This is a genomic window from Methanococcus voltae PS (assembly GCF_024807035.1).
Classification (GTDB): Archaea; AGJL01; Methanococci; order Methanococcales; family Methanococcaceae; genus Methanococcus; species Methanococcus voltae.
The window spans coordinates 174,039-194,744 of the sequence record NZ_JANUCQ010000003.1 but is presented as its reverse complement, the minus strand read 5'-3'; the positions used below and the strand labels follow the sequence as shown (position 1 = coordinate 194,744).

General features: G+C 29.2%; 15 protein-coding genes. 11 read left to right on the top strand and 4 right to left on the bottom strand.

Features of this window, described 5'->3' with window-relative positions:
* Positions 1 to 165: 165 nt before the first annotated feature.
* The 3 genes from M2325_RS06570 to ftsZ form a co-directional block, all read right to left on the bottom strand.
* Entirely contained in the window at positions 166 to 609 is a 444-nt protein-coding gene (locus tag M2325_RS06570) for a transcription elongation factor Spt5 (RefSeq protein ID WP_209591326.1), read from the bottom strand.
* Between the two features lie 203 nt (positions 610 to 812).
* Positions 813 to 1,037: a protein translocase SEC61 complex subunit gamma gene (locus tag M2325_RS06565; RefSeq protein ID WP_209591325.1), complete on the bottom strand. Its 225-nt coding sequence runs from the start codon at positions 1,035 to 1,037 to the stop codon at positions 813 to 815.
* A 158-nt stretch (positions 1,038 to 1,195) separates the two neighbouring features.
* Positions 1,196 to 2,278, bottom strand: coding sequence for a cell division protein FtsZ (gene ftsZ / locus M2325_RS06560; protein WP_013180869.1), 1,083 nt, complete (start codon positions 2,276 to 2,278; stop codon positions 1,196 to 1,198).
* Between the two features lie 663 nt (positions 2,279 to 2,941).
* Between ftsZ and M2325_RS06555 the strand changes: the two genes are divergently transcribed.
* The 5 genes from M2325_RS06555 to M2325_RS06535 all read left to right on the top strand — a co-directional run bounded on the left by M2325_RS06555 (position 2,942) and on the right by M2325_RS06535 (position 9,225).
* Positions 2,942 to 4,039: a DNA topoisomerase IV subunit A gene (locus M2325_RS06555; RefSeq protein ID WP_209591324.1), complete on the top strand. Its 1,098-nt coding sequence runs from the start codon at positions 2,942 to 2,944 to the stop codon at positions 4,037 to 4,039.
* Between the two features lie 418 nt (positions 4,040 to 4,457).
* A complete protein-coding gene (locus M2325_RS06550) occupies positions 4,458 to 4,937 on the top strand; it encodes a 50S ribosomal protein L11 (protein ID WP_209591323.1) in 480 nt (159 codons plus the stop codon).
* Positions 4,938 to 5,283: 346 nt separating this feature from the next.
* A complete protein-coding gene (locus tag M2325_RS06545) occupies positions 5,284 to 6,300 on the top strand; it encodes an adenylosuccinate synthetase (RefSeq protein WP_209591321.1) in 1,017 nt (338 codons plus the stop codon).
* Between the two features lie 310 nt (positions 6,301 to 6,610).
* Positions 6,611 to 7,546: a 2-phosphoglycerate kinase gene (locus M2325_RS06540; protein ID WP_209591319.1), complete on the top strand. Its 936-nt coding sequence runs from the start codon at positions 6,611 to 6,613 to the stop codon at positions 7,544 to 7,546.
* A 230-nt stretch (positions 7,547 to 7,776) separates the two neighbouring features.
* A complete protein-coding gene (locus M2325_RS06535) occupies positions 7,777 to 9,225 on the top strand; it encodes a TrkH family potassium uptake protein (RefSeq protein WP_209591317.1) in 1,449 nt (482 codons plus the stop codon).
* 95 nt (positions 9,226 to 9,320) lie between these two features.
* Here the strand turns inward: M2325_RS06535 and M2325_RS06530 are convergent, their stop codons facing one another.
* Positions 9,321 to 9,902 (bottom strand): flavodoxin family protein, encoded by a 582-nt coding sequence (locus M2325_RS06530; protein WP_209631828.1) that lies wholly within the window; start codon positions 9,900 to 9,902, stop codon positions 9,321 to 9,323.
* A gap of 342 nt (positions 9,903 to 10,244) precedes the next feature.
* On the opposite strand from M2325_RS06530, the gene M2325_RS06525 reads away from it, so the two are divergent.
* From M2325_RS06525 to M2325_RS06500, 6 genes are all read left to right on the top strand, one after another.
* A complete protein-coding gene (locus M2325_RS06525; protein ID WP_209631829.1) occupies positions 10,245 to 12,434 on the top strand; it encodes a methyl-accepting chemotaxis protein in 2,190 nt (729 codons plus the stop codon).
* Positions 12,435 to 12,988: 554 nt separating this feature from the next.
* Positions 12,989 to 13,438, top strand: a complete 450-nt coding sequence (locus tag M2325_RS06520) for an OsmC family protein (RefSeq protein WP_209591312.1) — start codon at positions 12,989 to 12,991, stop codon at positions 13,436 to 13,438.
* Between the two features lie 799 nt (positions 13,439 to 14,237).
* Positions 14,238 to 15,998 (top strand): DEAD/DEAH box helicase, encoded by a 1,761-nt coding sequence (locus M2325_RS06515; RefSeq protein WP_209591310.1) that lies wholly within the window; start codon positions 14,238 to 14,240, stop codon positions 15,996 to 15,998.
* Positions 15,999 to 16,272: 274 nt separating this feature from the next.
* Positions 16,273 to 18,144: a hypothetical protein gene (locus M2325_RS06510; RefSeq protein ID WP_259052248.1), complete on the top strand. Its 1,872-nt coding sequence runs from the start codon at positions 16,273 to 16,275 to the stop codon at positions 18,142 to 18,144.
* A 174-nt stretch (positions 18,145 to 18,318) separates the two neighbouring features.
* Positions 18,319 to 19,221, top strand: coding sequence for a formylmethanofuran--tetrahydromethanopterin N-formyltransferase (fhcD, locus tag M2325_RS06505; protein ID WP_209631831.1), 903 nt, complete (start codon positions 18,319 to 18,321; stop codon positions 19,219 to 19,221).
* Positions 19,222 to 19,627: 406 nt separating this feature from the next.
* Positions 19,628 to 20,305 (top strand): hypothetical protein, encoded by a 678-nt coding sequence (locus M2325_RS06500; protein WP_209591304.1) that lies wholly within the window; start codon positions 19,628 to 19,630, stop codon positions 20,303 to 20,305.
* The last annotated feature ends 401 nt before the right edge of the window (positions 20,306 to 20,706 follow it).

Here is a 20,706-nt window from a genome sequence, read left to right as displayed (position 1 = left end):
ATGGTTTTAAATTCAAGCTAACTTTAATGATTTCTCACATCTGTAAATATAACTTAAAATAATGATTATTTTGAATTTAAAATAAAAGAAAAATTTTCTAGATGAATTAATAAAATTAATAAAATTTAATAAAAAAAAGTTAAAAATTAAAATTTAAATTTAAATTTAAGGAGCATCTTTTGCAATAATTTTAACTTGCTCGATTCCAACAGTGATAGGTATCGCAACGGCTGCTTCCATTAATTCCAATGTAATTTCTTCTTTATTTTTGTCCACTCTAGTAACTCTTGCTTTTTCGCCTTTAAATGGTCCACCGACTAATTCAACAACGTCACCTTTATCAATAGATTCAATGATTTTAGTAGGTGTTAACAAGTGTTCTAACTCTTTTACACTTGATTCGCCAGGAACTATCCCTTTAACTTTGAAATTCTGTCTTACTAATTCCTCAATAGCCCCTTTATTTGTAGCTTCTACTAAAATGTATCCTTTTAAATCTTCGGTAGCTAAAATAGAAAATACTTCTAAATTTTCTTTTTCAGCTCTTGAGGCTAAAGCTTCTGCAACGTTTTGTTCTTGTCCTGTGGTTGTTCTAACTGCAAATATCATAATTTCACCAAATAATTATAAATTCCATTTATAATGATGATTTAGTTTTAATAATTAAGAATTGATAATAACTTTAAAAAAGAATTATTCGATAATATATTCCATATATAAAAATTAATAGTGTACGTAAGTACTATATTTATGATATTAGTAATAATATTTAAATTTAATTATGGTAGTTAATTTAAAAAATAAAAAAATAATTATTTTACTAAACCTGCAGCAGGTTTTAAAAGTCCTTTTAAGTATGTAATTGGAACGTGAACAGCAAATCCAATGGCTCCCAATAAACAGATTCCCAAACCAGTAACTTTTGAAATGTTAATGTATTCTTCACGGGTTGGTTTTCTTGAAACTTTTAATACTCTTTTACATTGGCTTATGAAATTTTTTGTTTCGGTTTTCATTTCGTCGAATTTTTCAGACATATTATCACATTTTTATTTACTGCATTATCTTTTGCAATCAACATTTAAATATTTATTTAAATTAGGGTATAAAAGTTGAATGAAAGTTGATATAAATTAAATATGTAAAATATAAATTAATTTGAGTTATTTTGTATCTATATTTTATATATTTTCAATTAAATTTTTGGGATATCTATAATTACTTTATTTCTTTTAAGGCTTAAATTATGGTTAACTGTTGATTTTGTACCAGTAATGATTAATAAAACTCTCAATGAATTTTCTAATTTATCATCGATAGTGGTACCCCAAATAATTGTTGCATTTTCTGAAAGTCTTTCGGAAACAGTTGAAACAATGTCTTGGGCTTCATCTAGACTCATATCTTCTGGTCCTGTAACGTGTATTAAAGCACCTGTGGCTCCTTCAATATCGACACATAATAAAGGACTGTTTAAAGCCATGTTAATAGCTTCTTTTGCTCTTTTTTCGGAATCGCTTTCACCAATTCCCATCATTGCTATTCCACCATCGTCCATAACCGCTTTAACGTCTGCAAAGTCCACGTGAATGTCTCCCGCGTTATTTACGAGTTCAACCATTCCTCTAACTGAATTCATTAATACTTCGTCAGCTACTTTGAAAGCAGTTCTTAAAGGAACGTTTCTAACAATTTCTAATAATTTATCGTTTGGAATAATAACAATGGTATCTGCAACTTCTTGCAACTTTTCGAGTCCATTTAAAGCATTCGTCATTCTAACTTTTCCTTCCATTGAGAATGGCAATGTTACAACAGCAACAGTCAAAGCGCCCATTTTCTTTGATATTTCAGCTACAATTGGTGCAGAACCGGTTCCAGTTCCCCCGCCTAATCCGCAGGTGATAAATACCAAATCTGAATCTTGTATTGCAGATTTGATATCTTCTGCATTCTCTCTAGCAGATTCTTCACCTTTTTCAGGGTTTCCTCCAGCACCTAATCCACGGGTTAAATTTTTACCAATTAAAACCTTATTTTCAGCTTTGGTTTTAACTAATTGTTGAGCGTCGGTGTTTACTGCAACTACTTTCGCACCTTCAACTTGCTCATCAGCTAACCTATTTATTGCATTGTTACCAGCCCCACCACAACCAACAACAGTTATTCTTGCTTTAGAACCTTCGATTAACTCTAATAATTCTTTATCTACGTCCGATAGAGTTTCTTTAGGTTCATCTAAAAAATCGTTTTCAGCAATATTTTGTAAAAATTTCAAGGTATTACCTCCTCATATATGCCCTTTACCATAATTATTTTTAATATTTTTTATTAAACTATATGATTTAGTTTATTTACTGCTACTAGTAAATAATTAATAATATTTGCCTATAATTATATGTATTTCATATTTATATTATTTATACTAATTCCTAAAATTTTAATAATTTTAAGATTTTATCAAATAAGTATCTTATTTTTTGGAATATCCCATCTGAAGATAATTAAATTCTAAAATATCTGTTATTGGCGCCACATGATTATATTTAAATGTATGATTTTTACTATTTCAAAATATCCATATATAAAATTTCATTGTTTGGTAAAATTTATTAGCTTACAAAAGAAATGTACTATCGTACCTTTAAGTACATTTTATATTAACTATAATTTTTATATACTAGTTATTTAAATTTCTTTTGGTTTTAATTTTTGGTTTTGCAAACCTATTTAACTAAATATATATAACACTTAATTCTATTATGTATAATGTAACAAAATTTTAAATAGGTTATAATATATTTTAATAATATATTTTAATACTTGAATTATACCAAACTAATTTAATTTTTTAAAATTTTTAATTATATATAAAATAAATAGGAACTTACAGGTACAACTCAACAGTACATTGAATATCCTATTCCTTTGGGTGAATTAGATGATAACATCAAAAGAAAGAAAATTAGCTTCTCAAAAATTACTTAAAATGGCAAATCAAATGTATGATGACATCATAAGGAAAAAAAGGCCTGTAATTAAATTTCCTGTAAGAAGTCTATCAAATGCAAAATTTGATGACGAAAAGGGTACTTTTACATTAATGGGTAAGGAAAAAGAAAGAACATTTAATGTAAACCAAGCAAAAATATTTGCCCAAACGATAAAAATGATGGAATTCTCAAAGAGTTTGTTGGATACAAATGACTTCTCAACTTTGAGGGAAGCATATTATGTGTCCAAAAACTGGGGCGAAGCTAGATTTGATGACCAGCAACCTTCTAACAGCGTTATAGAGGATTTAGAAGCAGCTTCTGATTTTTTAAGGGAAGATTTAGGTTTCATGCCTGAGGAAGACGGTGCTTCTGTTGTAGGTCCTTTAAAAGTGATTGATAAAACTCAAGACGGTCAGGAGATTATAATCGACTGTACTAAATTAGGTAGTGGAGCTTATAATATACCTAATGAAGTTACAAATTTAACATTGGAGACTAATGCAGAATTTGTATTGGCAATAGAGACAGCGGGTATGTTTGCAAGGTTGAGCGCTGAAGGATTTTGGAAAAAACATAACTGTATTTTAGTTTCATTAAAAGGTGTACCTTCAAGGGCTACAAGAAGATTTGTAAAAAGATTATCTGAAGAGAAAAAGTTGCCTATCTTAGTATTCACGGATGGTGACCCTTACGGGTACTTAAACATCTACAGAACTTTAAAAGTAGGTAGTGGTAAGGCAGTTCACTTGGCGGACAAGTTAGCAGTTCCAGAAGCAAGAATGATAGGCGTTACACCTCAAGATATTGTAGATTATGAATTACCTACTCACCCGTTAAAAGACCACGATATTAAAAGGTTAAAAGACGGTTTGAAAAACGATGACTTTGTTAAATCATTCCCAGAATGGCAAAATGCTTTATCTATGATGGCAGACAGTAAAGTAAGGGCAGAACAGCAGTCTTTAGCAAAATATGGTTTAAAATATGTTGTTGAAGAATATTTGCCTGCTAAAGTGGAAGACCAAAAAACATGGTTGCCATAACTAATAAATAGCTTATTAAATAGCTTATAATTGGTTTTAAATTACTAATTTAGTATATTTCTTTCTCTTTTTAATTTAATATAGTTTTTTTATTAATCTTTATTAATCTTTATTAATTTTTAATTATTATTTAATATTTTTTTAGTATTAACTCAAAATTATATATTGTAATTCATAGTAAATTTTAAATACAATACCCATAAATAACATTAAGGAGTTTATTAAATAGTCAACTTTAGATGTATTTTTATATTAGTAAGTATTATTTATTGTGTATAAATTTGTTGATAAATCAACTATTAATCTTATACAATTTAACAAGAATAATATGTGAGAATAATAATAAATATCAAAAGTAAAAATAAGAAATATTAAAATATTATTATCTTGATATTGCAAACACGTTGAGGTGAATATTATGGCAGAACAAGTAGTTGAAATATTAGTAACTGGTGGAAAAGCTACAGCAGGTCCTCCATTAGGTCCAGCTATCGGTCCTTTAGGTGTTAACATCATGCAAGTTGTTAACGAAATCAACCAAAAAACAGCTTCATACGAAGGTATGAGCGTTCCTGTAAGTGTTATCGTAGACACTGAAAAAAGGTCATTCAAAGTTGAAGTAGGTATTCCTCCAGCATCAGCTTTAATTATGAAAGAATTAGGTATCGAAAAAGCTGCACAAGAACCAAAACACCAAGTTGCAGGTAACTTAACAATGGAACAAGTTGTTAAAATTGCAAACATGAAATACGAAGCAATGTTATCTTACAACGTTAAAAACGCTTCAAAAGAAGTTATTGGAACATGTGTTTCATTAGGTGTAAATGTTGAAGGAAAAACTCCAAGGGAAGCACAAAAAGCTATCGACGCAGGAGAATTTGACAGTTTTTTTAACTAATTTGGCAAAAAGCTAAATTAGTTATTACCTATTTCAAATTAATTAAATTAATTAAATTAATTATGGTTTAAATTTAAAATAGTTGATACTATGGCAATAATTTAGAAATAATGTAATTAATTATGATTGTATGAAATGGAGTATAAAAGATATATTTGAAAATTGAAAATATCTTATTATTACGTATTTTATTCACTTAAGTATGCGTTTATGCGCGTATTTTATGTTAAACTTTGAATTATTAATTTATTCATTTAAATTTATATACTATTTGATGTATCCGACATGAATAACGTTATAATAGATTGGAATATGATTTAGTCATATTTTTAATGAGGTTTTGCAAATGACATGTACCATTATTGTAGGCGGTCAATGGGGCGACGAGGGTAAGGGAAAAATCGTAAGTTACCTTTGTGAAAAAGATAATCCTTCAATTATTGCAAGAGGGGGCGTAGGCCCTAATGCAGGTCATACCGTAGAAGTTGGAGATAAAAAATATGGAATTAGAATGGTTCCAACTGGTTTTCCTAATATAAATGCTAAATTAGCAATTGGTGCTGGTGTATTAACCGACCCTGAAGTTTTGGAAAAAGAATTAGTAATGTTAAAAGATTTTAATGTAGCTGAAAGGCTTATATTAGATTCTAACGGCGGAGTAATTGAATTAAAACACAGGGAAATGGATAAATCAAACGTTCACCTTTCTAAAGAAATAGGTTCAACTGGTACTGGTTGCGGTCCTGCAAACGTGGACAGAGCAATGAGAACTTTAAAACAAGCTAAAGATGTTGAAAGTTTGCAAAAATACCTTGGAGATGTATCTAAGGAAGTTAATAGTGCAATTGAAAACAAAGAGAATGTTTTAATTGAAGGTACTCAAGGAGCTTTACTTTCCCTTTACCATGGTAGTTACCCATACGTTACCTCTAAAGATACTAATGCATCTTCCTTTGCAGCAGATGTCGGTGTAGGTCCAACTAAAATTGACGAAGTTGTGGTTGTTTTTAAAGCATACCCAACAAGAGTTGGAGAAGGACCTTTCCCATCAGAAATGACTGAAGAAGAAGCAGAGGCTTTAGGCGTAATCGAATACGGTACTGTTACAGGTAGAAGAAGAAGAGTAGGACATTTTGATTACGAACTTGCAAAAAAAGTTTGTGATTTGAATGGAGCAACTCAAATAGCATTAACCTGTTTAGACAAATATGATACTGAATGTTACGGCGTAACAAACTACGAAGATTTATCCGATAAATCAAAAGAATTTATAAAAGTAATGGAACAAAAATTAGGTGTTAAAGTTACTTTGATATCTACTGGACCTGAATTAAGTCAAACAATAGATATTAGAGCTAAATAATAGATTTACAATTATTAACTCTAATTTTCATTATTTATATTTTTTAAATAATATATTCTCTAATTTATAATATTCTTAAATGTTAAATGGATTATTAACTAATGACTAATTTTTAAACATATTATTAGGGTCTACTTTTAAAGTTTTATAAAATTTAATTTAGTATGAACCCATAGTTAATTATCTAGATAATTTAGTGACTTTTTTAACATAAAATATTTGAATTCTGACTAATATTTAAATAATAGTATATTTAAATCAATTATAACATTAAAAAATTAACTTAAAAAAATTATAATTACGTGATATTATGATATTTGACAAAATAACTGATAAGATAATAGTGACAGCTAAGGATTATGAAATGCCTTTCTCAAAAGGACTTCTTGCAAGGTCTTTAACTACAGCAGGAATGAAACCCAGTGAGGCATACATTTTTGCAAGGGGAATTGAAGCTGATTTGAACCATGACAGCTTAAAAAGAATTTCCAAATATGAATTAAGGCAACGGGTGTATTATTCTTTAATATCTAATGATTATGAAGATATAGCCGAAAAATATCTAATTTGGAGAAGAATCTTAAAAAAACACTCTGTTATTATATTAGTTGGTGGAGCAAGTGGTGTTGGTACATCTACAATTGCTTTTGAATTGGCTTCTCGTCTAGGTATTTCTAGCGTTATCGGTACTGATTCTATTAGGGAAGTAATGAGACGTAGTATTTCTAAAGACGTAGTACCTATGTTGTACGAATCTTCATATACTGCTTGGAGAGCACTTAGAAATTATGATGAGGATGACGATGATTTATACATACAAGGCTTTATAAGACACGTAGAGCCTGTACTATTGGGTATTGAAGGAATTATAGACAGATGCTTAACCGAGGGTACAAGTGTAATAATAGAGGGTACACACATCGTTCCAGGGATGATATCTGACAAATACCACGATATTCCAAACGTAATATTCTTAACCCTTACATTAAGTTCTGAAAATGTACATAAAAAAAGGTTTATAGCAAGAGCTAAGGTTAGTGACAGGCCTTTAGAAAGGTATTTAGAAAACTTTGAAATTATAAACAATATCAATAAATATATTGTTAAGGATTCAAATGCACATATTGTGCCAGTGATTGAAAACGTATCTATAAGTGACACAGTCCAAGAATGTTTGGAAATTGTCACAAATAAATTTAATACATTGGATGAGGAAGAAGGTGGAGAAATAGAGGAATTAATTTAAATCTACCTTTTTTACTTTTAATTTTTATTTTATTTCATTTTTTTAATTTTATATATAAACTATATTACAATTTTTATTTCATTTTTTTAATTATGTATTTATACAATATTGGAATAAATAATAACACACAATTATTATTTATGACGTTTATAATTTAATTTATACAATCATAATACTTCAATATCGGAAAGATGATAAAATTAAGAAAAACGTAGGGATAGAGCGATAATATGAAAATATTTAAAAAAAGAGATGCAGCAGGTATTATGCATGAATTGGGTCTATTGATGATGAGTATAGGTTCATTAATGATATTACCGGGAATTTTTGCTGTATACTACTCTGAAAACTGGAGCATATTTGTAGTCCCTGCGTTAGCTTTTATATTATTAGGTTATTTGATAAATAGATTTACTAAATCTATTCCTATAAAATTAAAGCATGCTATGGTAATATCTGCATTAGCTTGGCTTATGGCTTCTATGATGGGCGCAGTTCCATTAACTTTGAGTATTGACTATTTTGGGTATATAGACGGTGTTTTTGAAAGTATGTCGGCTTGGACAACTACTGGATTTAGTATTATCAGTGATGTGGAATCCTTACCACGGTCTGTTCAACTATGGAGGAGTTTGCAACAATGGGTTGGTGGCGTTGGTGTGCTTGTTATGGTTATATCAATTTTATCCAAAGCAGGGGCTTCTGCATATTACCGGGCAGAAGCAAGAGAGGAGAAAATATTGCCAAGTACATTAGGCACTGTAAAAAAAATATGGCATATCTACATTTTATACACGGTTTTAGGTATCTGTATGCTCTATATAAGTGGCTTAAATCTATGGGATGCAATAAACATATGTATGTGCGGTATATCCACTGGCGGTATGAGTGTAAGTAATAGTAGTTTTCCTTATGGTGATGTAGCCAAACTAATTATGGTAGCAATAATGTACATTGGAGGTGTTGTATCCTTCTCCGTACACCACAATTTATTAACTGGTAAAGATGTACACGATATTCAAACAAAAGCATCAATACCAATATTGGCAATTTCTGCTTTAATTCTGGTTCTTTCGTCAGGACTATCTCCTATTGATGCTTTATTTACCATGGTTTCCGCTATGACCAGTACTGGATTCTCAACAGTTAGTATGGCAGGATTAAGTAATATTTCATTAGCTGTGGTTATTTTTGTAATGGTTATAGGGGGTGCTACAGGTACTACAACAGGTGGTATTAAGCTAATGAGATTTTTAATAATGGGAAAAGCGTTTTATTATAAATTAAAAGAATCCGTACTCCCTACAGGTTCTGTAGTCTATAAGAAAATAGGTAAAAATATAATGTCCGGTAATTTAATTACCGACGCTTTCATAATCGGATTTGGTTATGTAGTCCATTATATGATGGCTAGTTTAATGTTAATATTCTTAGGGTATGACCCTTATAAGTCCTTATTTGAGGCTGTTTCTATGGTGGCAAATATGGGTTTATCGGTAAATATTGTAAGTAGTGCCATGCACCCTTTAGCTAAATTAACTGGCATTATATCAATGTGGGTCGGTAGATTAGAAATAATCCCTGTTTACGTACTTTTAATACTTCCTGCTTATTTAAAATTAAAAGATATAGGAAATAACTCTAAAAATGAAGTAATTTGTCAAAAAAATAGGAAATAATTTAATATATTACATATTGAATTGTATTCAATATATTCAATATTATATTTTAAACCTTTCAATTTATTTATTTTTAATTATTTAATTATTTTTAATTATTTATTGATTAATTTTAAAACTTCTGCTACTTTTTTACCAACATTTTGAGCAGTCATTGTACCAAATTCATCGTTTTTACAGTCGCCCGGTGTTGAACCCCAGCCTGTACCACCATAATGAGCCGTCGGGAATTCGTCTCCAACTACAATCATAGATTGAATGTGCATATAGTCGTGAATTTGTCTTATGGTAGTTTCTTGACCACCATTTCTTGAAGCACCTACTGAAATAGCAGCTCCTACTTTATTTTTAAGTTTTTGGTTTGCACGCAATGACCTAGACCTATCCATTATCATTTTTAATTGAGCGGACACGCCACCGAAGTATACTGGCGAACCTAATATTATACCATCTGCTCCATCCATTGAATCCACGATATCTTCTATATCGTCTATAATAATACAGCTTTCTCCTTTTTTACACATTTCACATGCAATACAGGGATTTAATTCTAGACCAGCTAACGATATGAATTCTGTTTCAAAACCTAATTTTTCAGCTTCTTCTAATGCTTTTTTTACAAGATATGACGTATTACCTTCTTTTTTTGGTGAACCACTAATTCCTAATATTTTCATTTTATCTACCTTAATTTTTATTTTTTGCATTTTTATTATTATCTATCTTAATTATACTTTATTAATCTAATAATTATTCTATCATAATATTTTATTATTTATACCCTTTCATCTATTTATCTGAATTATTGATTAAACTTTAGTTTACTATATATTTTATTTATTAAATTATGTTTTAATTAATACGTCATTACATTTTTATGTATCCACCCACCCAATATTACAATATAGATAATATATTATATTATAAACAACACATGTATAGTTAGTCATTATGTGACATGTATGACAATATATATTGCACGTTATATTACCCCTAAAAATAATAGTAACGGTGTTTTTATGGTAAAATTCAAAAAAATAAGTACAAAATTGATAGTTTTGGCCGTAGTTGTAGCATTAGTCCCTTTAATAATATCAAGCGGTTCTTCTCTATCAACTTTACAAGGAAGCATGGCTACTCAAACACATGAAGCCTTAGTAAGTGATACAAATCTTGCAGAATCTGTAATGGCTATTAAAATGGATTCTTTAAGCTCTTTGAATGATTATACCTCTAAAACATATGGTATGATAAATTCTATAGAAAATAGAGATATTGATGATTTGAATAGCCGTATAAAAATTTTAAATCAAGGTTCAGATATTGATTTAATGGCAATAACTGATAAAAATGGTAAAATTATTTCATCTAATATCAATAAAGATGTAGATGTATCAAATATATTGAATCAATTAATCCCTTCTGGAACAAATCATGGTCTTTTAAAACTATCCTCTAGTTTTATGAGCAATTTCCCAAAATCCAAAATAGATGGGGTTTCTGAAGGTATTGGTTTAGTGGCCATTGACCAAGTTTCCAAAGATGGACAAGTAATTGGTTACTTAGTTATGGTAAAAATAGTAAATAACGATGTAGGTATCGTTGATGAGATAAAATCTATTACGGGTAATGAAGTTACCGTATTCATGGATAATGTAAGAATATCTACAAGTATCTCAAATGGAGGTACTAGGTTTGTAGGTACAAAATCTTCTGACGAAGTATATTTAGAAACTAAAGCGGGTAATACTTACGATGGAGAGGCACATATTAATGACGAAGACTATATAACTATTTACGAGCCATTGCATGACGTAAATGGTAATTATATAGGTATGTTATTTGTGGGCACTCCTAAATCCACATATACAAGTTTAATGAATCAATTAATGACTCAATCAGTAATCGTTAGTTTATTGGGTTTATTAATTTCAGTCGCATTAGCATTCTTTATTAGTAAATCTATCTCAAAACCAATGGCTTTATTAAAAGAAGGAGCTGAAAAATTCAGTCAAGGCGATTATAGTCATAGAGTTGTAGTTAATACACACGATGAAACTCATGATTTGGCAGAATCCTTCAACGAAATGGCTGATAATGTAGTTGAATTAAATAAAACATTAGACATGGATAAAGCTAAGTTAGCAGAGTTATTAAGAGAAATCAGTGACGTAATGAATAGAGTTGCAGAAGGTGACTTAACTGCTAGAATGATTGAGCATGAAGATAATAAAGGTTTGGATAAAGCTATAAACTCCGGAGTAATTAGCACCGGTGATTTAATTTCTGAACTTAAAGAGCAACTTAGTATCTTAGATAATGAAGTACATAACATTAGAAAAGAGCTTGAAGATGCGAAAGAAACATCAGAACAAGTTAGCGAAGCAGCTTCACAGGTAGCAACCGCTTCATCAGACCAATCAATTAAATTACAAGACGCTACTGACCAGTTAGAAATAACCAATCAGTTAACAAAAGACTTATACACTAATGCGGAAGATACTGTACAGTTGAACAACGAAATCGAAGACAATTCACAAATCGGTGTTCAAAAGGTAGAAAACGCAGTTGTAACTATGCAAAAGATTACAAACGTAATCGATAACCTAGGTAAATCAATCGAAGAGCTTGGCGAAGAAAGCAAGAAAATTAACGAAGTAACTACGTTAATTAAAGATATTGCAGAACAAACCGGTTTATTAGCACTTAATGCTAGTATTGAGGCAGCTCGTGCAGGGGAAGCAGGAAAAGGCTTTGCAGTTGTAGCAAGCGAAATTAAATCCTTAGCTGAAGAGATTCAAAAGTCTGTAGAAGATATTAACAAAACAATTGTTGGAATGAATAGTAAAGTAACAACGACAATTAAATTAGGAACTACAGGACGCGAAGAAGTAGATAAAGGAGTTATAGCAATAGATGAAGTTAATGACGCGTTCATGAAAATTAAAGAAAGCGTTAACAAAGCAACGATTGCTATTAATACTATAAAAGAAGATTCTAAAAAAGCAAGTACTAGTACGGACGATGCACTTAGAAATGCACAAGATATCGCATCTATTTCAGAAGAATTCACAGCTACTGCTGAAGAAGTAACAGCTTCTACAGAAGAGCTTGATAGAGTTATTTCAGAAATCGAAGCTATCTCAAAACAAGTTGTACAAGTTGCTGAAAGAGTTGAGCAATCTGCAGGAAGATTTAAGATTGAATAAATAATTTATTCAATTTCTTTTTTAATTTTTAATATGATTTATAACTGACCGAATTTTTTTTATGAAATTTATTTAATCTTAGTTATCTATTTTTTAGGATATTTAAATCGTAAAATATATAATATAGAAATAATAATTATTATTGGGGATATATTAATTAAATACTGTAATATAATTAGTGTAATAAATCGCTAAGAGATTTATACATTTAAATATTAACACCATATATATTTTGATACATAAATACTACCATATAGTAATTAAATAATGAAATACCGTTATATATTAAATATTTTAAAAAAAGCAGTTTTAAATAACTTGCTTTATTTCCTTTTTATTTTTAACTTCAGTTTATAATATTAATATTATTACAACTATAATTTTATGTAGAATCCTAATTATATTATAATCTATATCAAAATATGGTAAACTATATGTTTGTATAAACCATTTAAATATTAACTTAAGGGCAATATGGGATTTATAGGTTTTAAATAAACTTTTAACTTATAAAATTCGGTTTAAATAATCAAAAGACAATCTTGGGTGACATCATGGGAGAAGCAACTATTAAATTAGCTGGCAAAAGTATCGATACGAAGTTAAATGCGGAAGCACATCATTATCAAATTATTTCTGACGAGCCTGTATCGTTAGGCGGTAAAGGTGAGGCTCCAAATCCTATGGAATATTTATTGATGGCATATGCCGGATGTTTAAATGCTTTAAGCAGATATTATATTGATTTAAAAGGTTTGGAAGTTCGTGAAATGTTTTTAGAAGTTCATGGTAAATTTAACACGGATAAATTAAAGTTGAGAGAAACTACTAAAAGAGCAGGTTTTGAATATATAAACGTTTCAATCGAATTTGATACTGATGAGCCTATAGAAAAGATTGAAGAAATCGTTAAAATGGTTAAAGAAGGATGTCCTATGCACGATAACATAACTAACCCAACACCTACAATAATTGATTACAAAATCAAAGATATGGGCGAGTAACTTAATATAAAGGCGTATAAAATAACTAACTTTAATATAATTTAACTTAAAATAATATTTTTTTATAACTAGGCGTTTAGTATATCTACCTTTGGAAAATCTTTCCTTCATCAACGCCCTACGGCTATTCTGGAAGACCGCCTTTTAGGTAGAAGTGCCTTAGACAGTATCACCAAAACCAAAATTGGCTAAAATCAACTGCTACATTTTTATAGTGTAACAACATATAAAAAACTTAGTATTTTTAATATAATGTTGTTATATTGATTTATTATTATTTTTAAAAAATCCAATATTGATAAATTACTTATATTAAGAAAACATAGTCTATGTACTTAGATTTAAATTTTTACATTATGATTTAAATTTAACATATCGCATTAAAACTTTTAAAATTTTAAAAAACTTTAAAAAATTAATGTTTAAGCTTAATTTTATGGATTAAATTAAAAATAACTTAATTTTTCATAAAACACGATTTTATTGAGATATAAAACGTTTATTAATTATTATGCAAACGGCATTAGTATATTAATTATATCATTGTAGGGTTGCATTATTCTAGTATTATGGTATGCAATATTGACACCTAAAGTCAAGTTTCTTATCTATGTTTATTATGTCAATAAAATCAAAGAGTTTTAGGTTAATTTAGCCGAATTAGATAACATAGCCATAATGGTTATAAGGACTAGTATAAACCAGAAACTCATATGGGCTTACAATCTAAACTTAAAAACAAATATTAAAATTAACTAGATTAATAGATAGGAAATCTATTAATAAACAAGGGATAAACATGGAATTTAGAGATTTAAACATATCTGAAAGCATATTAGAAAGGCTTGACGAAAAAGGATTCAAGGAACCTACACAAATACAAGAAAAAGCAATACCTATTGTATTAGACACAGAATTGGACGTAGTTGGACAAGCACAAACAGGAACTGGAAAAACACTCGCATTTGGTTTACCAATACTCCAAAAGATACAAGAAAAAATACAAGAAGAAGGTAGAAAAAATAAAAAAGCTGTAAAAGCTATTATTTTAACACCTACAAGAGAATTGGCTTTACAAGTTCACGATGAGATAGATTCTGTAAACAATGGCAATAGATTAAGATTGTGCACTGTTTATGGTGGTTCAAGCATTGAAAAACAGATAAATAAGTTGAGAAATGGCGTTGACATTGTAATTGGTACCCCAGGAAGAGTAATCGACCATTTGGGTAGAAGAACACTTAAATTGAACGATATTGACTTTTTAGTACTCGACGAAGCTGACGAAATGCTCAATTTAGGTTTTATTGACGACGTTGAAGAAATTATGAGTAAATGTAAACCAGATTGTAGAAAATTACTTTTCTCAGCAACACTTCCTAAAAGTATCATGGAACTCGTAGAACTTCACATGGGCGAATACGAAACAATTAGGGTTAAAAGTAAGGCTTTAACAACTGAATTAACTGAACAAATCTATTATGAAGTTAAAGAACATGATAAATTTGAATTATTGAGAAGAATAATCGACAAAGAACCTGGTTTCTATGGTTTGGTATTCTGTAAAACAAAAGCAGACGTTGACCAATTAATGAGAAGATTAAATGATGAAAATTACTCATCAGAAGCTTTGCACGGAGACATGAATCAAAAGCAAAGAGAATTGGCTCTTTCAAGATTCAAAAGTCACAAAATTGACATAATGATTGCTACTGACGTTGCAGCAAGAGGTATCGATATTAACGAACTTACACACGTTATTAACTATGATATTCCTCAAAATCCTGAAGCTTACGTACACAGAATTGGTAGAACTGGAAGAGCAGGAAATAAAGGTACTGCAATAACCTTCGTAGAACCAAGAGAATTTAGAAGATTTAAATACATTATGAAAATCTCAAAATCTGACGCTAAAAAGGAAAAAATACCTGATGTAACAGAAATAGTTGAATTAACTAAAAATAACATAATTGAAAAATTAAAACAGATAATTCAAGCAGAAAATGAAGGAAACTCGGAAGATGCTGATAATTTAGAAAATTACGAATTTGAGAACTTAGAAATTGTAGATGAGTTAGTAGAATTAGCAGATTCTAAAATAATCATTGATAAATTAATCTCCCAATTATTCAAGGAAGAACTCAATAGAAAATCCTACGGAAGAATCGGCGATTACGGCACTAGAAGGGGAAACGATAGAAACGATAGAAACGATAGAGATAGAAGAGACGGTAGAAGAAACGATAGAAACGATAGAGATAGAAGAGACGGTAGAAGAAACGATAGAAACGATAGAGATAGAAGAGACAGTAGAAGAAGCAACGATGGTGGTTCAAGATTATTCGTAGCTTTGGGCTCAATCGATAATATGGACACAAGAAGATTACTTAGAAAAGTTACCGAAAAATCTGACGTTTCAAAGGAGCATATCACTGAAGTAAATGTTTACAGAAATTTCTCATTCATTTCTGCAGACGAAGGTACTGCAAAAAGAATCGTAGATGCTTTCAGGTCTGAAAGAAGAAACGGAAAACCATTAATTGAATATGCAAAAAGATAAGATATATCTATCTTAATTCTTTAAAATCTATTTTTTATTTTTTTATCATAATATCTATTTTTTATACATTTTTTTATACCTGGTATATTAACATTTTAATTTTAAGTGAATAATAAGTTTAATAAATGTCTTTTTTTATAAATTTTAATATATGTTATCAAATTTTTATTGTAATCTTATAATTTATTTTCAGAGAATAATGCGGTATTGATAATTAAATACTGTACTATTTGTCAATTAAGTATCTAATATTAAAATAACGGAGGGGGTTATTTTGAAAATAGAATATGACACCGATTATTTACTTCAAAATATATTTAATAAGAAAATAAAGGGTATGAAAGGCTTAGATTGGATAAATTGGCTTTATTATGATAAAGAAGAGTATGAAGATGCTATTTTCAAAAATACAGGTATTGAAGAACATCAGATAATATCAAATGTGGAAAAAACGACACAGTCGAGAGAATTTTCACTTAACGGAAATCTATTATTAAAAGAAACCCTAAATGATGAAGATTTTCAAAATTTAGAATTAACTGATAAAAATCCTATATTAATACATACTTCTGGCACTTCAGGAGGTGATTTATCGAAACTAAAATGGTTTGAAATTACTGATAATTCAATGGAAAAGATATGGGTTTCGGGAATTAGGGCAATATATGATTCCAGTTTTTTAGAATGGTATACGGAACCATATGTTGGAAAATCAAATGGTTCTAAAAATAATAATACTAATAATACTAGTAATTCAAAATATACTCATAATAACGATAGTAAAGGTGCTATGGTATTTTTAATTCCCTCAGGGCTTCAAATTGATGGCGTTTCTAAAGTAGATGATAACTATTTAACTCGCCTTTATGGTTTTGAACTAACCCAACGGATTGCAATAGCTTTATATCCAAGGTCTGATTATTTGATTGACCATTATTCAAAAGCATATAATTTATCCACAATTTTAAAAATATTAAGTTTGGGGAAAATTGCAATCATTGCAGTACCTTATAATGTCATAATGAACTGGAATAATCCTAAAAAGTTAAAAGAAGGATTTGAAAAAGAATTAAAGGATATGAAGAAATTAACAAATCTAATCGATACGAATAATTTAGAAAATCTAGAAAATCTAGAAAATCTAGAAAATTCCGGAGATAAAAAAATTAAACATAATGACAACAATACTGAATTCTATAATGAGTATATAAAGTATAAAAATAAATTTGAGCAAAATCCTGAAAAAACAGTTAAAGAATTGCAAAATAGATTAAAAGAGAAATTAAAAGATGCAGTGTTAATTTCGGGTACTACATACATGATAAAAAGACAATGGGATGACTTAAGAAGTTTTATGGGTTGGAAAAAAGGACAAGAGCGATTAACAAATGTTTACATTGGAAGTGAAATAGGACCTTTTTCAGCTACAATAAATAAGGCAGATAATTACCGTCAATACGTAATGCCTTTAACAATCCCTATTTTAGAGCGAAAAAACAGTAGAGAATTGTTGACGCGTTCTAAATACGACTATGGCAACCTTTTAATATCTAAAATGGACGGTTATCCTATATACAATATAGATACAGGGGATGTTATAACTTTACTCGACAAAAAACGTATTCCTAAGATATCTGGAGAAATATTGAGAGCTAATTTTAAAGTTAACTTAGATATGGTTGTAAAAAATCTTCCAAAGGGAGATATAATCGCAGGGGATTATTTTAGATTAAAAGACTTCGAAATAGTAAATTCTAAGGAAATTACCAGTTGTATATCCGATAAATTTAATTTGGATAAAAATAATCCTATCATATTGGTGAATAGTGAAAAATATCGGTTAATAGTTCCTATAAAACTTGAAAAAGATAAAGCTACAGTTCAATTGGAGCTTGCACAAAAAGTTAAAGAAGAACTTGAAGTTTGTCCAATCGAGGATGATTTAAAAAAGGCTTTAAAAGACTTTGAAATAGAATTAAATGAAAATATAACTATAGAACCTAAAGGGGGAAGGGAAGAACTTTTAAAAAAGGTAAAATCTGGGGAAATGCCAAAAGGAGTTTTAAAAAAGTGGAATTTGTATGTTATAAATGAAGATAGTAAAAATAATAAAAAAAGTAATATGGATAAAAATTCAAAAAAATAGCAAATAAGGAAATATGGCAAATATAATTAATAATTTAACCTTAAAATATCCCAATTTTACAAATTAAACCGTTTAAAATTCTTATAATATTCAATAATAGGAAAATCAAATAAAAACTTATTAATAATAGTTAAATCATAATTTGAGATATTATAACCATATGGAGGAGTTAGTATGGAATTAAACGGAGTAGCAATAGACAACACCTTCGCAGAAGGATTTCCAATTTGGACATCAAGAGTATTAATAACAGCAGCAACTGAAAGATTAGCAAAAGTTGCAGCAACAGAAGCAACAGGTTTCGCTTGTTCAGTTATCATGTGCCCTGCAGAAGCAGGTATTGAAAAATACGTAGCACCTACAGAAACACCAGACGGAAGACCTGGTTACATCGTAGAAATCTGCCACCCTAAAAAATCAGGATTAGAGCACCAATTATTAGAAAGATTAGGACAGTGTGTTTTAACAGCACCAACAACTGCAGTTTACGACGCAATGGGAGAAGACGCAGAAGAACAATTGAAAATTGGTTTCAAATTAAAATTCTTCGGTGACGGATACGAAACAAAAGAAAAAACAGAAGATGGAAAAGTTATTTACGCAGTACCAATTATGGGCGGAGACTTCAAAATCGAAAGTAAATTAGGAATTAAAAAAGGAGTAGCTGGTGGAAACTTCTTCATTATGGCAGACTCAAACATGGCAGCATTAACCGCAGCAGAAGTTGCTGTTGACGCAATTTACAACGTAGAAAAAACAATCACTCCATTCCCTGGAGGTATTGTAGCATCAGGAAGTAAAGTAGGTTACACAAACCCTAAATACAGCTTCATGGCAGCAACAACAAACGAAAAAATGTGCCCTACATTAAAAGATAGTGTAGAATCATCAATCCCTGAAGACGTTAACGGTGTTTACGAAATTGTTATCGACGGTGTAGATGAAGAAGCAGTTAAAGCAGCAATGAAAGCAGGTATTGCAGCAGCAACAAAAATTCCTGGCGTTAAACAAATTACAGCTGGTAACTACGGCGGTAAATTAGGAAAATACCAAATCCAATTGCAAGAATTATTCTAAATGATTAAACTTAATTTTAAGTTTAATTTTTTATTTTTATTTTTTTTATTTAATAATTTATAGGTATTGATTTTAGTTTATTTTTTAAAATTGAAGTTATTTTAAATTTATGGGGTTTATATTAGTACATATAATAATTAATATTAAATATTAAAAATACATTAATATTTATGTAAAGTATATTTATTAATATCCATTATGATAGTGTCATGTCTGTTTTATATAATAGCAGTATTTAAGCCATAAAATAGTGAAAATTCACTTAAATGTAAGTTATTGTTAAAATTTAGAGATTAATATAAATTAATTTAAAGATAAAGGTATTTACGCTATTATTGCCATTGTCGTAATTTTATAAATTGTATAATTGACAAGTAATAATATTATATTCTTGGAGGTTTTTAGTTTGAAACCAAAAGATTCACTTAATAAAGATGTAATTGCGGAATTTACACTCAATAAATCTTTTAATACATACCGTGGAAAAATAGTAAAATGTGATTTTAACGGTTTAATGGAAGGAGCCGTAATGTTAAACAAAAAAAATCATTATTATTTTTATCCCCTAAACGCGTTACATATGATAAAGCCATTGAAAAATATGCCTACAAATATAATTCCAAAGACTTCCTTACCTACAAATCCTAAAAATATAAATCCAAAGGAAGCTTTGTCACGTATAATCGGACGTACATTGAAAGTAACCTACAAAAACCCTAAAACATCTTATTTGGGAAGATTACTAGGTTTTAGTAGAGGGGTGTTTTCTTGGACACTCTTAATGGAAATTTATGGGGAAACCGTAATTTTAGTAAATCCCGATTATATTTCATACTACGGGACTGTTTGGAGACTTCCCAGGAATAATCCACCATATAAAAAGCCTACGCTAATGAATTTAACAAAAACAACCCAATATTTGAAAAAATGTCTACTGGACGATGTTACTTTAGAAATTGACTATCCAAGAATTAACATTGAGAACAGAGTATTCATTTATCCACACGGGATTGTTTCAAAAGATGATTATCTTTGTAGTATTGTTAAAACACATTTAAAAGAGCATGGATTAAATATAAAGTAAGATTAAGGTCTTAAAATCTTAAATACCTATATTTTTAATTCTAATTTATTATTTATTTTTCGTCACTGATTAAATTTCAACTAGATTTATATTTTTTAGAAGTTTTAGTAATTGATTTTTAAATGAGTATATAATTACATTATATCCTACAATAATGTATTAAAATGCTACAAATATATTAAAAAACTACTTTTACGTTTTAAATTTATTTTAAAAGATATATTTATATTTTTAAGGTATTTGGCGTATATTTAGGTTATTTTACCGTTAATCAAAATAATAAAGTATATATAAGTTTAAATTATAATAGCTTATTATTATGCTAAGTCACTTAAAAATGGCAAGTTAGTATATTGTATCTATATTTTTAAGAACCTAATTGTCTCTAAGATTATAAAGGT